13 protein-coding genes and 1 pseudogene are annotated in these 14,612 nt (G+C 61.6%); 4 read left to right on the forward strand and 10 right to left on the reverse strand.

The genetic code is table 11. The annotated features are described in order from the left end of the window. Positions 1-52 precede the first annotated feature (52 nt). Positions 53-1,345 carry a multidrug effflux MFS transporter gene (locus J3R84_RS07800; protein WP_025427162.1) on the forward strand — a complete coding sequence of 431 codons (1,293 nt, stop codon included), beginning with the start codon at positions 53-55 and terminating at the stop codon, positions 1,343-1,345. Between the two features lie 72 nt (positions 1,346-1,417). Here the strand turns inward: J3R84_RS07800 and J3R84_RS07805 are convergent, their stop codons facing one another. The 5 genes from J3R84_RS07805 to J3R84_RS07825 all read right to left on the reverse strand — a co-directional run bounded on the left by J3R84_RS07805 (position 1,418) and on the right by J3R84_RS07825 (position 5,716). Then, positions 1,418-2,242 (reverse strand): inositol monophosphatase family protein, encoded by an 825-nt coding sequence (locus tag J3R84_RS07805; protein ID WP_025427163.1) that lies wholly within the window; start codon positions 2,240-2,242, stop codon positions 1,418-1,420. Beyond that, positions 2,239-3,123, reverse strand: a complete 885-nt coding sequence (gene ttcA / locus J3R84_RS07810) for a tRNA 2-thiocytidine(32) synthetase TtcA (protein ID WP_025427164.1) — start codon at positions 3,121-3,123, stop codon at positions 2,239-2,241. The genes J3R84_RS07805 and ttcA overlap by 4 nt, the downstream gene beginning before the upstream one ends. A 111-nt stretch (positions 3,124-3,234) precedes the next feature. Beyond that, positions 3,235-4,182, reverse strand: a complete 948-nt coding sequence (locus J3R84_RS07815) for a glutaminase (RefSeq protein ID WP_025427165.1) — start codon at positions 4,180-4,182, stop codon at positions 3,235-3,237. Between the two features lie 161 nt (positions 4,183-4,343). Beyond that, the gene (rpsD, locus tag J3R84_RS07820; protein WP_025427166.1) at positions 4,344-4,961 is read right to left on the reverse strand and encodes a 30S ribosomal protein S4; all 618 of its coding nucleotides are present in this window, start codon (positions 4,959-4,961) and stop codon (positions 4,344-4,346) included. A gap of 227 nt (positions 4,962-5,188) precedes the next feature. Continuing rightward, the gene (locus J3R84_RS07825; RefSeq protein ID WP_025427167.1) at positions 5,189-5,716 is read right to left on the reverse strand and encodes a MarR family winged helix-turn-helix transcriptional regulator; all 528 of its coding nucleotides are present in this window, start codon (positions 5,714-5,716) and stop codon (positions 5,189-5,191) included. Between the two features lie 113 nt (positions 5,717-5,829). Between J3R84_RS07825 and J3R84_RS07830 the strand changes: the two are divergent. Continuing rightward, positions 5,830-6,164 (forward strand): annotated as a pseudogene (locus J3R84_RS07830) (cupin domain-containing protein). Between the two features lie 86 nt (positions 6,165-6,250). On the opposite strand, the gene J3R84_RS07835 reads toward J3R84_RS07830, so the two are convergent. Continuing rightward, positions 6,251-7,765, reverse strand: coding sequence for a helicase HerA domain-containing protein (locus J3R84_RS07835; RefSeq protein ID WP_203528606.1), 1,515 nt, complete (start codon positions 7,763-7,765; stop codon positions 6,251-6,253). Positions 7,766-8,020: 255 nt separating this feature from the next. On the opposite strand from J3R84_RS07835, the gene J3R84_RS07840 reads away from it, so the two are divergent. Next, positions 8,021-8,179 carry a hypothetical protein gene (locus J3R84_RS07840; protein ID WP_156407977.1) on the forward strand — a complete coding sequence of 53 codons (159 nt, stop codon included), beginning with the start codon at positions 8,021-8,023 and terminating at the stop codon, positions 8,177-8,179. Here J3R84_RS07840 and murI read toward each other — a convergent pair. The 3 genes from murI to J3R84_RS07855 form a co-directional block, all read right to left on the reverse strand. Continuing rightward, positions 8,176-9,021 (reverse strand): glutamate racemase, encoded by an 846-nt coding sequence (gene murI, locus J3R84_RS07845; protein WP_025427170.1) that lies wholly within the window; start codon positions 9,019-9,021, stop codon positions 8,176-8,178. The genes J3R84_RS07840 and murI overlap by 4 nt on opposite strands. Further along, positions 9,008-9,853, reverse strand: coding sequence for an RNA methyltransferase (locus J3R84_RS07850; RefSeq protein ID WP_025427171.1), 846 nt, complete (start codon positions 9,851-9,853; stop codon positions 9,008-9,010). The genes murI and J3R84_RS07850 overlap by 14 nt, the downstream gene beginning before the upstream one ends. Positions 9,854-9,942: 89 nt before the next feature. Continuing rightward, positions 9,943-11,931, reverse strand: coding sequence for an FUSC family protein (locus J3R84_RS07855; RefSeq protein ID WP_057208679.1), 1,989 nt, complete (start codon positions 11,929-11,931; stop codon positions 9,943-9,945). Positions 11,932-12,198: 267 nt separating this feature from the next. On the opposite strand from J3R84_RS07855, the gene J3R84_RS07860 reads away from it, so the two are divergent. Continuing rightward, positions 12,199-13,413 carry an NADP-dependent isocitrate dehydrogenase gene (locus J3R84_RS07860; RefSeq protein WP_203528604.1) on the forward strand — a complete coding sequence of 405 codons (1,215 nt, stop codon included), beginning with the start codon at positions 12,199-12,201 and terminating at the stop codon, positions 13,411-13,413. A gap of 228 nt (positions 13,414-13,641) precedes the next feature. On the opposite strand, the gene J3R84_RS07865 is transcribed toward J3R84_RS07860, so the two are convergent. Next, positions 13,642-14,493 (reverse strand): AraC family transcriptional regulator, encoded by an 852-nt coding sequence (locus tag J3R84_RS07865; protein ID WP_025427174.1) that lies wholly within the window; start codon positions 14,491-14,493, stop codon positions 13,642-13,644. Between the last annotated feature and the right edge of the window lie 119 nt (positions 14,494-14,612).

Genomic DNA, 14,612 nt, shown 5'->3' on the forward strand with positions numbered 1-14,612 from the left:
TAGCCTGCCGGCCGATTATTCCTCCCAGATCTGCTCTTCACGGGTTCGCACAATGACCACGATCACCACACAATCCGAACATGTCGACGGGGTTTCGGGCGCGGCCCGCCTCAATATGGGCCTCGTCGAATTCATCATCACCATTGCCGTCATGACGGCGAGCGTGGCAATCGCCATCGACAGCATGCTGCCGGCATTACCGAGCATCGGCCAGTCGCTGAGCGTCGCCAACTCCAACGACACCCAGCTCGTCATCGGCGTGTTCTTCCTTGGCTTCGGGCTTTCGCAGATCTTCTTCGGCAGCCTTTCCGATACGTTCGGACGTCGCGCCGTGCTGCTCGGCGGCCTTGCCTTCTTCACCGTGTCGATGTTTGCCGCCGCCCTGACCCAGAGTTTCGAAATGCTGCTGGTCCTGCGCTTCGTCCAGGGCATCGGCGCTGCCGCCGTGCGCATCACCACCATGGCGATCGTGCGTGACTGCTTCGGTGGTCGCGAGATGGCGCGGGTGATGTCCTACGTCATGATCGTTTTCATGATCGTTCCGATCGTCGCACCGTCGATCGGTCAGCTCGTCATCCTCTACGCCAACTGGCACTGGATCTTCATCCTGATCGGCATCGTCGGCGCTGTCCTCTTCGTCTGGGCACTGGCCCGCATGAAGGAATCGCTGCCGAAGGAAGAGCGCCTGCCGCTTTCCGTCTCATCGGTCGCATCCGGCTTCAAGACGGTGCTGACCAACCGCATCACCTGCGGCTACATGATCGGCATGACGATGTTCACCGCGGTCATCTGCGCCTACATCGTCACCGTCCAGCAGATCTTCGGCGAGGTCTATGGCCTCGGCGAGTGGCTGCCGATCGCCTTTGCCGGCACTGCCGGCGGCATCGCCGTTGCCAATTTCGCCAACGGCTTCTTCGTGCGCAGCTTCGGCATGCGCCGCATCTCGCACGTGTCGATGATCCTGTTCACGCTGATTTCCGTGATCGGCTTTGCCATGTCGCTCTGGGGCACGCCGGCATTCGTCATCAGCTACCTGATGTTCTCGGTTCTTCTGATGTTCTTCGCTGTCATCGCCACCAACTTCACCGCGATCAGCCTGGAGCCGATGGGTCACCTTGCCGGAACGGCGACCGCGATCACCGGTTTCGTCTCGACGACCGGCGGCGCACTGCTCGGTGGCGCCGTCGGCCAGTTGTTCAATGGCACGCTGCAGCCGTTGCTCGGGGGCTTTGCCCTCTTCGGGCTCGTGACGATCCTGGCCACCCTTTGGGCCGAAAAGGGCAAGCTCTTCACCCATCCCGGCGACAAGGATGTCTCGCTCGACCACGGCGGCGGCCATATGTGATATCGACCTCACCAACAAAAAGCCCGCCTGGATCGCTCCAGGCGGGCTTTTCTGTTTCGACGATGTCGGTGTTTAGATGGTGAAGACTTCGCGACGCAGCGTTTCCCAGCTGTCCTTGTCGGTCGTCAGCAGCAGGCCGCCATTGAGGTGGGCAGGCAGATAGGGCGCGCCGTCGAAGCGTGCGGCATAGGCACCCGCCTCCTGCGCGATCAGTGTGCCGGCCAGATGATCCCAGGGCATCAGCTTCTGGTACATCAAGAAGTGGATGTAGCCGCCGGCAAGGATGCGATACTCGTGCGCGGCGCACCGGTAGCTGGTCGCAATACGGACCTTGGCCAAGTTGGCCATGACTTCGCGCCGCGCCTCTTGGCTGTAGAAGCCCGTCGAGGCGCCGCCGACCATGCTTTCAAGCGGAACGCCTGCAGTCACCGACATGCGCTCCTGCGAGCCGTCAGGACGGCACATCCAGGCGCCGGAGCCCTTCTCGGCGATTACCCAGTCGTTGCCAAGCGGGTCGTAGATGATGCCGGCAACGGTCTCGCCCTTGGACACGACGCTCGCCATGACGCCGAACAGCGGCAGGCCGGCTGCGAAGTTAAAGGTGCCGTCGATCGGATCGACGACGACGGCGAGATCGGCGTCTGCCAGCTTGTCGAGCAGCGCCGGATCGGCAGCAACGGATTCTTCGCCGATGAACACGGCGCCTGGCGCAATCTCATCCATGCGTGCCTTGATCAGGCGCTCGGCTGCCTCGTCGCCCTCGGTGACGAGATCGATCGCTTCCGACTTCATCCGGACATCGCCCGCGCCGAGATTACGAAACCGCGGCAGGATTTCTTTGACCGCAGCCTCCTGCAGCAGATTGGCAAGGGCGGCGATGTCGACGGAATGGCTCATTCTTTGGGCTCCGGTGAGAGGGACTGGAAGTCGAAAAGCTTGGGGTCGAGCAGATGCGAGGGGTTCACATGGCCGAGCGCCCGCAGCATCGTGTCCTTGCGGCCCGGCATGCGTCGTTCGAGGTCGGCAAGCATTGCCTTCATGGCATTGCGCTCAAGGCCGTCCTGCGAGCCGCAGAGGTCGCAGGGAATGATCGGAAATTCCATGGCAGTGGCAAATTTCGCCAAGTCGTCCTCTGCCGCATAGGCCAGCGGCCGCAGCAGCATCAGGTCGCCTTCGTCGTTCAGAAGCTTCGCCGGCATCGAGGCGAGCCTGCCGCCGTGGAAGAAATTCATGAAGAACGTCTCCAGAATATCCTCGCGGTGATGGCCGAGCACCAGCGCATCGCAGCCCTCTTCGCGCGCGATCCGGTAAAGATTGCCGCGGCGCAGCCGCGAACAGAGCGAGCAATAGGTGGCGCCTGTCGGCACCTTTTCCTTCACGATCGAATAGGTGTCGCGATACTCGATACGGTGCTTAACGCCGATCGAGGCCAGGTATTCCGGCAGGATATGCTTCGGAAAATTCGGCTGCCCCTGATCGAGGTTGCAGGCGACAAGCTCGACGGGCAGCAGCCCGCGCCATTGCAGGTCCATCAGCAGTGCCAGCAGGCTATAGCTGTCCTTGCCGCCTGAAATCCCGACCAGCCAGCGCTTGGCGCCCTTCAGCATGCCGAAATCGTCGAGCGCCTGGCGCGTCTGCCGCAAGAGCCGCTTGCGCAGCTTGTTGAAGGAGACCGACGACGGCATGCGTTCGAAGATCGGATGAAGACCCGTCTCGATATCGCCGTCTTCAACGGCATTGTCGATTGCGTCAGGCGAAAGGGCTGGCGAATGATCCATGGCAACGATCCTGGAATGGCCGGCTCGGGAAGGAGAGCGCACGGCACGTCACGGCCAGCACTTGCCCCGTTCCATCCGCAAGATCAAGGGAAAACGGCCCTTCGTCCGAAATCAGGAGCCAAACACCGACCAACCGGTGCGGGCGGCCAACATCTCCAGCGCCAGCGATCCCAACAGCGAATTGCCGTTCTCGTTCAGGCCCGGCGACCAGACGGCGACGGAGGCCTTGCCGGGTGCGACCGCGAGAATGCCGCCGCCAACACCGCTCTTGCCGGGCAGACCGACGCGATAGGCGAAATCGCCCGAGCCGTCATAGTGGCCGCAGGTCAGCATCAGCGCGTTGATACGTCGGGCCCGCTGGCGCGATACGACGGAATGGCCGGTCAGCGGGTTGGTGCCGCCGGCTGCCAGAAACAGGCCCGCCTTGGCGAGCTGGCTGCAGGTCATTGCCAGAGCGCAATGGTGGAAATAGACGCCGAGCACATGCTCGACCGGGTGATCGAGCCGGCCGAAGGAGCGCATGAAGTTGGCAAGCGCGAAATTACGGAAGCCGGTCGCCGTCTCGGAGCGCGCGACCTCGTGGTCTATGACGATGGCATCGTCATCTGCGAGATAACGAACGAACTGGACGATCTCGCCGATCAGTTCGCGCGGCGTGTGGCCGGCAAGGATCAGGTCGCTGATGGTGATCGCGCCGGCATTGATGAACGGGTTGCGCGGCTTGCCGCCTTCCTGCTCGAGCTGGACGATCGAGTTGAAGGCCGAGCCTGAAGGTTCGCGGCCGACGCGGTGCCAGATGGTCTCACCGTGCTTGCCGAGCGCCAGCGTCAGGGTGAATACCTTGGAGACGCTCTGGATGGAGAACGGCACCTCGGCGTCGCCGACCCGGTGCACCTGCCCGTCGGTGGTGACGATTGCCATTCCGAAGTGTTTCGGAGAAACGCGCGCAAGCTGTGGGATGTAGTCGGCGACCTTGCCCTCGCCGAGCCGTGGCGTCAGCTCGCGGTAAATGTCCTCGATGATCGCCTGCAGGTCCTGCGGCGTCTTCTGCTCCGGCATGCGATTTCCCCTTCGTCGCGCGAGCCATTGTCCCGCCGAGGCGACCAAGTCCCCGTCGCGGAACAAGACGCGCGGCAGATCAAACAGCCACGTATCTGAAGAGACAAAAAAACCGCCCGTTTCCGGGCGGTTTCGATCGTTCACAAGGCCAGAGCCTCGGATTAACGCGAATAGAATTCGACGACGAGGTGCGGTTCCATGACGACGGCGTAAGGCACGTCGGAGAGAACCGGAACGCGGACGAAGGTTGCAACCATCTTGTTGTGGTCGACTTCGATGTAATCCGGAACGTCGCGCTCAGCGAGCTGAACGGCTTCGAGAACCGTAACGAGCTGCTTGGACTTTTCCTTGACTTCGATGACGTCGCCCGGCTTGCAACGGTAGGAACCGATGTTGACGCGAACGCCGTTAACCTTGACGTGGCCATGGTTGACGAACTGACGTGCGGCGAAAACGGTCGGAACGAACTTTGCGCGGTAGACGATCGCGTCGAGACGCGATTCGAGCAGGCCGATCAGGTTCTCCGGGGTGTCGCCCTTGCGGCGGTCAGCTTCGGCGAAGATCGCACGGAACTGCTTTTCGCGGATGTCGCCGTAGTAGCCCTTGAGCTTCTGCTTGGCGCGCAGCTGCACACCGAAGTCCGAAAGCTTGGACTTGCGACGCTGGCCGTGCTGGCCCGGGCCGTATTCGCGGCGGTTAACCGGCGACTTCGGACGGCCCCAGATGTTTTCGCCCATACGGCGGTCAATTTTGTACTTGGACGATTCGCGCTTGCTCATCGCATTTCCTTTCAGTCGGTTACACCGGTCTGTTGCCAAACCGGATCAAGGAAACACGCCCTCCTCTGAACCCATTTTGAGAGTTCTGACAGGATTCTCACGATCACGCTGCCGGAGAAACCACGGGACATGTCAAATGAAACACCGGACATTTCTGCCCGGCGTTGGGGCGGCTTTAGGGCTTCCAGCCGCCATTGTCAAACGAAATCACCGTATTCGGCACCATTTCAGGCAGGGTCGCCAGCCTGTTGGTTTTCCAAGGAAACAAGCAGCGTTTTCAATAGCGCTGCCAGTGCTGCGCGTTCCTCCGGCTTCAGACCTGCGATATAGCGCGCCTCGCTCGCCATGTCAGCCCGAAACGCGGCTTCGGCAAGCGCTATGCCCTTCTCCGTCAACCCAACCACGCTGCTGCGTCCATCCGATACCGAGCGCTCGCGCAGGATCAGCCCCGCCTTTTGTAATCGATCGAGTCGATGTGTCAGTCCGCCTGACGAAATCATCAGCAATGTATAAAGGTCGGTCGGCGTGAGGCGATACGGTGGGCCGGAGCGCCGGAGTGTTGAGATCACGTCGAATTCGCCGCGGTCGAGACCGAAGGAGGCAAAGGTTTCCTCGATCGACGGACGCACGAGATTAGAAAGCCGATAGGCCCGCCCGAGGATGGTCATTGGCTCCGTATCGAGATCCGGCAATTCGCGATCCCATTGCGCGCGCAACCGGTCGACGTGGTCCCTCTCCTCTTGCTCATGCTGCATTATCAACTCCGCGCTGTTTGGCAATATATCTTGACGAGAAGATATTTTTACATAATATCTTCTCGTCAAGATAATTCATTCGAACCGGTAAACCAACCCCGATGGAGGCCAGCATGTTTCATGTCATTCCCCGTGCAGAGCAGAAACAGAGCCCCAACCGGACGATCCTCTTTGAAGGGGGCAGTACGGCACGCCGGTTTCGCTTTTCCTGATGGATGCGGAGCCTGGCCAAGGGCCGGCGCTTCACGTTCACCCCTATCCGGAGACCTGGCTCATTCATTCGGGCGAGGCGGAGTTCACGGTCGGTGAGCAGACGCTCATCGGCAAGGCCGGCGACATCATCATCGTCGATCCCAGCACGCCGCACCGTTTCGTCAACAGCGGCAACACCCGGCTTGAGATGACCTGCATCCACGCGTCCGACCGCGTGATTCAGGAGTGGGTTTGACGCCCCGCAAGCGACGGGTGGCGTTGTGCATCGGTACCGTCTCGTCTTCAAATACTTGGAATTGAAGCCTCGGGCGGAGGACGTGCCTATTCAGCTGCAGCGGCGGACGGATCCATTGCATCCGGCCCGTTGGCGTCGCCCGGCGCCGTTTCGTGGCCGAGGTCCGGAAAGGCGACTATACGCTTGCCGGTGAAATCGGCATGGACGACAACGAGCCCATTCTCCTCGAAATAGCCGAGCAGGCGTCTGGCGCGTCGTGCGGAATGGGTGCCGTAGGCGCGCGCGATCATCGCGTCCGACGGACAGGCAAGGCCGCGCACGGCCGCCTGCGTCATCATCAGGAACACGCCCTGCAGGTCCTCGGTGACGCGATCGGCAAGCCGGAGCGCCGACGCCCAGGCCTCTGTCGCCGCAGTCTCAGTGTCGACGCCGGAGCGGGCAATTGCCATCTTGCGCCGAAATGCGCTCAAGGACAGGGCTGCTCCCGGCACGCGGCGAATCCGGCAGCGCACGAGGAAATCCTGGAACAGTTCGGCATCCGGCCGGAACGCGGCATCGGGATTGGCGAGAATCTCGGTAAACAGACCGTCCAGCAGCGCACCGCGCTCCTCCGCCGACATTTCCGGCTGGGCTGGCCTGGTTTCCACCGGGGCGACCGGTTCGGGGCGCGGCCGGGAAAGCTCCGCCAGAATATCGGTTGCCGGGCGCGGCGGCGGTACGGCACGGCGCATGATCGGCCGCGTCAGTTCGTCGGCGTCAGGCGTGAAGATCAGGTCTTCCACGTCCTGCGGCGCTTCCGGCAGCGGCATCAGCTTCGGGCTCGTCGAGCGTGCTGAAGTCTCGACGGCACCGATCGTCACCTTCAGCGGCCGGCGCGACAGCGCCGGGCCAAGGGCGACGAAGGAGCCGCGCTTCAGATCGCGGAACATTTCGGCCGTGCGGCGATCCATGCCGAGCAGGTCGGCAGCGCGCAGCATGTCGATATCAAGGAATGTGCGGCCCATCAGGAAGTTGGACGCCTCCGCCGCCACGTTCTTGGCAAGTTTTGCCAGGCGCTGCGTGGCGATGACGCCGGCAAGTCCACGCTTTCGGCCACGGCACATGAGGTTGGTCATCGCGCCGAGCGAGATCTTGCGGACTTCTTCGGTGACGTCACCAGCGACCGACGGCGCAAACATCTGCGCTTCGTCGACCACCACGAGTACGGGATACCAGTATTCCCGATCCGCATCGAACATGGCGTTCAAGAAGACGCCGGCGCTGCGCATCTGCTGTTCGATGTCGAGACCTTCGAGCGAAAGCACGCAGGAAACTCGGTGCTGACGAATGCGCGTGGCAATGCCGATCAGCTCAGCGTCCGTGCGCTCACCCTCGACGACCACATGGCCGAACTTGTCGGCAAGTGTGACGAAATCGCCCTCGGGGTCGATGATGCATTGCTGCACCCATGGCGCAGACTGCTCCAGCAACCTTCTTAGAAGGTGCGATTTTCCCGAACCGGAATTGCCCTGCACCAGAAGACGGGTGGCCAGAAGCTCTTCGATATCGAGCGAGGCCGAGGTCCCTTCGGACGTCGCTCCCATGTCGATGCCGACCTTCATTTCCACCTCTTCATTTTGGATTGATTCGCGACCATGCTGAGTTCGCCAAACGAGCGACACCTAGCACGGTTTTGCCGGCGGTCATGCAACCGCTGCAGAAAACCCACAGGGAATACCGCGTTGTGGACCATGGAAAGATCGGCCAGTTCACCCGGTCGTTTGCGCGGAAACGTTGAATAAACCTATTGATACATCTTTAACAAGCGCCTGCCCCGGCCCATACGTCTTTGAGCGACCGGGATTTCCGGGCCACGAATGGATCAGAACGAGACCGAAAACCACTTCCAGATGAACTACGAGGATGGTCAACGCATCGTCTCGAAAAAGGAATCCGCGCAATCAGGCCGCGCGAACTTCCTGATTGCGATTGCGCTCGCCGCGTCGATTGGCGTCCTGCTGGCGATCTTCTTCTAGCCGATCGTTTCGCTGGCGGCCGTCTGTTCGGGGGTAGTGACGTTCGACATGACGGTCAGGCCGAAGCCCTGCATCAGCCGGCGTGTGGAAAAATCGGGATTTCCCGAAGTGAAGATCGCCGGGTCCTCGCCGTTCAACGGCTCAAAGCCGTCGGGCAGCGGCACGAGCGAGCGGGCCCGCCGGGCGATGGCCTCGGCTGGATCCAACCAGTCGACCGGCCAGGGCGCCAGCTTGCGGAACAGATTGGCCAGAAAGGGATAATGCGTGCAGGCGAGAACGACGATATCGGTCTTGCGGCCATCCATCTCGATGAAGCACGGGGTGATCTCGGCCAATACCTCCGCATCATCGAGCTTTTCGCCGCGAATATAGGCCTCGGCCATCTTGGCGAGGTTCTCCGATCCGACCAGGCGGACATGGCATTGGCTGGCGAAGGACTGGATGAGGTCGCGCGTATAGGCGCGCTTGACCGTGCCTGGTGTCGCAAGCACGGAAACCAGCCCCGAGCGCGTGCGCTCGGCCGCCGGCTTGATCGCCGGCACGGTGCCAACGAAGGTCATCTGCGGAAAGGCGGCGCGCAGATCGGCACCGACGAGGGTGAATGCGGTGTTGCAGGCAATCACGCAGATTTCGGGATCGTGCTCGGCCAGCAGCCGGCCAAAGAGCGCGATGACATGGGCGCGCAAGGCCTCTTCCTCCCAGCCGCCATAGGGGAAGCCGGCATCGTCGGCGATATAGATGAAATGCCGCTCCGGCATCAGCACCCTCGCCTCGCGCAGCACCGTGAGCCCGCCGATGCCGCTGTCGAAGACGAGAATGGGTTTCAGTTCAGTCGCTGTCACCGCTGTCTGATACTTTCTTGTTGTGCTCGGCCCTGCTGTGATCAACGGGAGCGCCGGAACCTCGGGGATGTTCACGCGAAAACCGATCGAGCGACGAAATCACGCCGCGCAGCACCCGGATTTCCGTTTCGGTAAAGGCTGGTCTGGTCAGAACTGTGCGCAGATTTTCGACCAATTTCGGCTTTTTGTCGGCGGAGCGGAAATAGTTGCGCGCTTCCAGCGCATCCTCGAGGTGATCGAACAGGCCCTGCAGATCGTCTTTCTTCGCCGGACGCTGCTCCAGTGCCTGGAACGACGTCTGGTCTTCGCTTTCCATGCCCGTCTTCAGCCACTCGTAGGACATTAGCAGCACCGCCTGGGCGAGATTGAGCGAAGCGAAAGCCGGATTGACGGGGAACGTCACAATCTCGTCGGCAAGCGCCACTTCCTCGTTCGTCAATCCGGTGCGCTCGCGGCCGAAGATGATGCCGGTCGCCTCGCCGGCTACGAAGCGCTGTCTCAGCGTGCGCGCCGCCACTATCGGCGAGCGAACCGGCTTGTAGCCGTAACGGTCGCGCGCCGTTGTCGCATAGACGAAGTTGAGGTCGGCGATCGCCTCTTCCAGCGTGTCGTAGAGCTTGGCGCCTTCGATGACGTGGTCGGCGCGGCTGGCGGCAGACTGCGCCTTTTCGTTCGGCCAGCCATCGCGCGGGTTGACGAGGCGCAGTTCAGACAGGCCGAAATTGGCCATGGCGCGGGCAACCATGCCGATATTCTCGCCGAGCTGCGGATAGGCGAGAATGATCGCCGGTCCTTCGGTCAGGAGTTCTCGTTCGCTGTTGGTGCCTGCCATGTCTTTCGCCTTCGCCTTCTGTTCGGCGCTTCCCTCGCACAAAAGACCGGAAAATTAAAGTCCGGCCGACATGCTGAGGACTGCGGGCATCACGGTGTTGCCGGATGCAGACGGCTGAGGGAGATGCCGATCATCTCCAGCCCCAGTTCCGCATCGTCCTTCGATATCGGCAGATGTCGGCTGACTGGCCCGGCGACGCGGCCGCCGTCGTAGAAATAGCCGGCCCCTTTCTCCGCGATCGAGCGAACCAATGTCAGATTTTCGTCGATGTCGGTGTGGAACGTGGAGCCGACGGCGTCGGCCTCGTCGGCAACGCGACGGGCAAACACGCGCGCCCAATAGGTGCACCCCATGAAGATCGCCAGCGTCTGCCTGACGTGGCCGGGGCGCGTGACAAGCTGCCAGGAAACGCCAAGGGGCTTGGCCGCCGCGGCAAGCTCGCGGTAGGCGCGGTCGACGGACTGCGACCGCGCAATCAGCGCCATGCCGGAGGCGCCCTCCTTCGCCGCTTGCAGCAGTCCTGTCAGTTCGCCACACCAGGCCTTGATCGCGAGATCAAGCGATGTTCGCGTACGGGTCGGGAAAACCACGAAGGCAACCACAGTACCGGCGATGGAGCCGATCAGGGTTTCCTCCAGCCGCAGCTGCAGCAGCTGTGGGGTCAGCACGCCCATCAGGCTGTAGAGCAGCGACAGCACGATAGAGACGAAGAAGGTCATCGACGCATAGGAAACTGCGAGGAAATAGAACGCGAGAAAGATGCAGAGCGCACTCAGCGGCAGCACCAAATAGATGTTTCCGGCAACCAGCGTGCCGGCGACGATGCCGACCACGATGCCAAATAGCGTACCGGCCGAGCGCTGTAGCGCCTTGACCGCCGTATCGCCGCGCGAGCGGGTGTTGGTAAAAACGAGAAAGGCAGCCAGCACCGCCCAGAACCATCGGTCGCGCGACAGCATCAGCCCGAACACCATGGCGATGCCGGCGGCGAGCGTGATCTGGATGGCCGTTTTGAGCGCCGGATTAGACACTGTCAGCTTTGGACGCGTGGACGCCGGGGCAACGGCTCGCTCCACCGGATCCTCGAGATCATGCGCGTCGAGTTTTTCCAGGCTATGGGCGAGGCGCTGGCGAACATTGCGCAGCCACGAGAGCGCCTTGACGGTCTCGACAAGCCGCTCGTTCGTGCGGTCGATGCGCGCCGTCTCCGCTTCGATCTCGGCGGAGTTGCGCGTAAGCATCGCTTCGACCAATGCGACCGGAGGCATGGCCTGAAGGCTCAGCACGATGACGCTTTCTGCCGCCAGATGCAGGTCGAAAAGGTTGATCACCACATCCGACGAGGCAAGGCCGGGCTCGGGTTCCGGGCGTCGGTTCTCGGTCGGAATGAAACTTTCCGCCATCAGCACCGCCTCCTTGAGGCGCTCTTCCCTCCGGTGCAGCCGGGTGCGATCCGTCTCGATCAGGGTCGGTTTGCGTGCGACATCGACCAGCTCCTCCAGCATCTGGTCGACGCGCTGCTGGACGCTGGCCGCAGCGCGCATGAGGTCGCGATAGCGGTGGTCGGGCAGAAGCACGGTGCGGACCAGGTGGGCGACCATGGCCGAAACCGCTGCACCGAAGACCAGTGCGGGCAACTGGTCAATCGTCGGACGCAGATAAGCTCCGATGAAATAGGACATGAAGGCGAACATGCCGACGGCAAACCATCTCGGCCCGAAGGAGCGACAATAGACCGCCAGGAAGATGATCGACAGGAAAACGACATCGGAGACGTAGCGGTGGCTCTCCAGCACCGAGGCCAGCGCGACCATCGAGACGCCAACGATGACGGCGATTATACGGGTCACGAGCTGTTCGCCGTGCGTGCGGTCGCGGACGGCAAGGCCGCCTTCGATCGAGAGCGAAACGGCAAGGCCGTAGGCTGCCGGCGGCAATGGCGCCACGAGATAGTGGAAGGCCATCAGCAGGCAAACCGACGAAACGATCGTCGCGGTGATGCGCGTCGCCTGGCGCAGCCGGGAAAAGGCAGGATCATTGGCGAGAAGCCAGTCGCGCACGCGGGAGCGAATTTCCATCGGATGCCTTTTGCCTGCTACGGTGACCATCGACGCGTCACCGCTTCTTCTTGATTAACGCTGCCTCCGATCTTTTCAAGGCGCAGGCCGGCTTAAACCAGTCCAAAACCCATCCTCGGCCCCTGCCCGCCGGTCGATCGAGTCTCCACCCAAAGTTTCAGCCAAGCATGCTTTGCCTTGCCGTTTCACAATGCTATAGGGCTCTGGATTTTTCTAAAGAGGAAGGGACATCGCTCCCGTTGTCCCGCTAAGCTACGAGGCATATTCATGGCAAAGATCAAGGTCGCCAATCCGGTCGTCGAACTCGACGGCGATGAGATGACCCGCATCATCTGGCAGTTCATCAAGGACAAGCTGATCCATCCCTACCTCGACGTCGATCTTGAGTATTATGACCTCGGCATGGAAAACCGCGACGCCACCGACGACCAGGTGACGATCGATGCAGCCAACGCCATCAAGAAGCACGGCGTCGGCGTCAAGTGCGCCACGATCACCCCGGACGAAACCCGCGTCGAAGAATTCAAGCTCAAGAAGATGTGGAAGTCGCCGAACGGCACCATCCGCAACATCCTCGGCGGAGTCATCTTCCGCGAGCCGATCATCTGCAAGAACGTGCCTCGTCTGGTTCCGGGCTGGACCAAGCCGATCATCGTCGGCCGTCACGCCTTCGGCGACCAGTACCGCGCCACCGACTTCAAGTTCCCCGGCAAGGGCAAGCTGACGATGAAGTTCGTCGGCGAAGACGGCAAGGAAATCGAATACGACGTCTTCGACGCACCGTCGGCCGGTGTTGCCATGGGCATGTACAACCTCGACGATTCGATCACCGAATTCGCCCGCGCTTCGTTCAACTACGGCATCCAGCGTAAGGTTCCGGTCTACCTCTCGACCAAGAACACCATCCTCAAGGTCTATGACGGCCGCTTCAAGGACATCTTCCAGAAGGTCTTCGAGGAAGAATTCGCCGAGAAGTTCAAGGAACTGAAGATCTGGTACGAACACCGCCTGATCGACGACATGGTCGCTTCGGCGCTGAAGTGGTCCGGCGGCTACGTCTGGGCGTGCAAGAACTACGACGGCGACGTCCAGTCCGACATCGTGGCTCAGGGCTTCGGCTCGCTCGGCCTGATGACCTCGGTTCTGATGACGCCGGACGGCAAGACGGTCGAAGCAGAAGCGGCCCACGGCACCGTGACCCGTCACTACCGCCAGCACGAGAAGGGCGAAGAGACCTCGACCAACTCGATCGCTTCGATCTTCGCCTGGACCCGTGGCCTTGCCCATCGTGCCAAGCTCGACGGCAATGCCGAACTCGCCCGCTTCTCCGAAACACTGGAAAAGGTCTGCGTCGATACCGTCGAAGCCGGCTTCATGACCAAGGACCTGGCGCTCCTGATCGGCCCCGACCAGCCGTGGCTCTCGACCACCGGCTTCCTCGACAAGATCGACGAGAACCTGAAGAAGGCAATGGCTGCCTGATCGGCACACGCCATCGACCCGAATGCGAAACCCGGCCTTGTGCCGGGTTTCTTTTTGGTTGGATAGCCGCAGTTCCAAGAACCTCTGGCGACCCATTCCCTCTGTCATGCTCGGGCTTGACCCGAGCATCCAGGCCAAGCCTCTTGAGCCCAAGGACATCTGTGCGTTGGCGACGGCTCAGGTGGATCCTCGGGGCAAGCCCGAGGATGACGAGAGAAGTCGAGCGGGTCATTTCAGCGGCAGATAGATCTCGCTCAAGAGCTCGGTCGGCGGCACGTCGCGCGGATTGTTGAGATACTTCTCGAACATCAGGCTGTCGCGCACCTCGCGGCCGGATTGCGGCAGCCACGTGCCGTAAAGCCATTGATAGGCCAAGGGCATGTCCGCATAGGGGCCTTTGTGGCGCAGAACGGCATAGCGTCCGCCCTCGAGCGTCTGGGGTGTCAGCGGTGCATCGGCAGGCAGGGTCTCCTTGGCGGTGACGCAGGCAAAGGAGCGCAGCCTGTCCGCCGGCACCAGTTCCGGATCATCCAGATAGATGCCGATCATCTCCATGTCCGGACGATAAAGATTGCGCGAAATCAGTGTGCCGTAGAGCGTCTCGAATGCCTTGCCGATGCCCATATAAGAGCCGGAGTGGGCGACGCCGACGAGATCGAAGCCGTCGATCTCCTTGAGGGTGACTTCATACATATCCGCAATTCCTTCCGATGAAGCGGTTTCGAAGGTTTTGTGGCTGCCCTCCCTCCGATACCGCGCCGGCGGCAGTCCATAGACGGCCTTGAAGGTGCGGTTGAAGGATTGAATATTGGGGTAGCCAGAGCGCTGCGCGATCGCTTCGACAGGAAGATCGGACTGCACGAGATCGGCGGCGGCCTTCTGCAGCCGTAGCCGCTTGACCGTTGCCGCCAACGTCTCGCCGTGGACGGCCCTGTAGATTCGGTGCCAGTGGTGTGGCGACAGGCAGGCGATTTCAGCGAGACGGTCGAGATCGAGCTCCTCGTTGAGATGGCCGTAAATGTAGTCGCTCACCCTGTGCAGCCGTCTTTCGTAGCTTGCCCAGGTCGCCCGCTCGTCCATGTCTAGCCCTTCGCGCTTTGCTCACGGATCGGTAGACCATAGACGACTTTGACAAATCCTGCGGAGTTTTGCGGCGAGCATGCAGAGGGGGCAATCGCAATCACAAAAAAGGACGCCCG

Origin of the sequence: Ensifer canadensis (genome assembly GCF_017488845.2) — a bacterium.
In the GTDB taxonomy this organism is placed as follows: domain Bacteria; phylum Pseudomonadota; class Alphaproteobacteria; order Rhizobiales; family Rhizobiaceae; genus Ensifer; species Ensifer canadensis.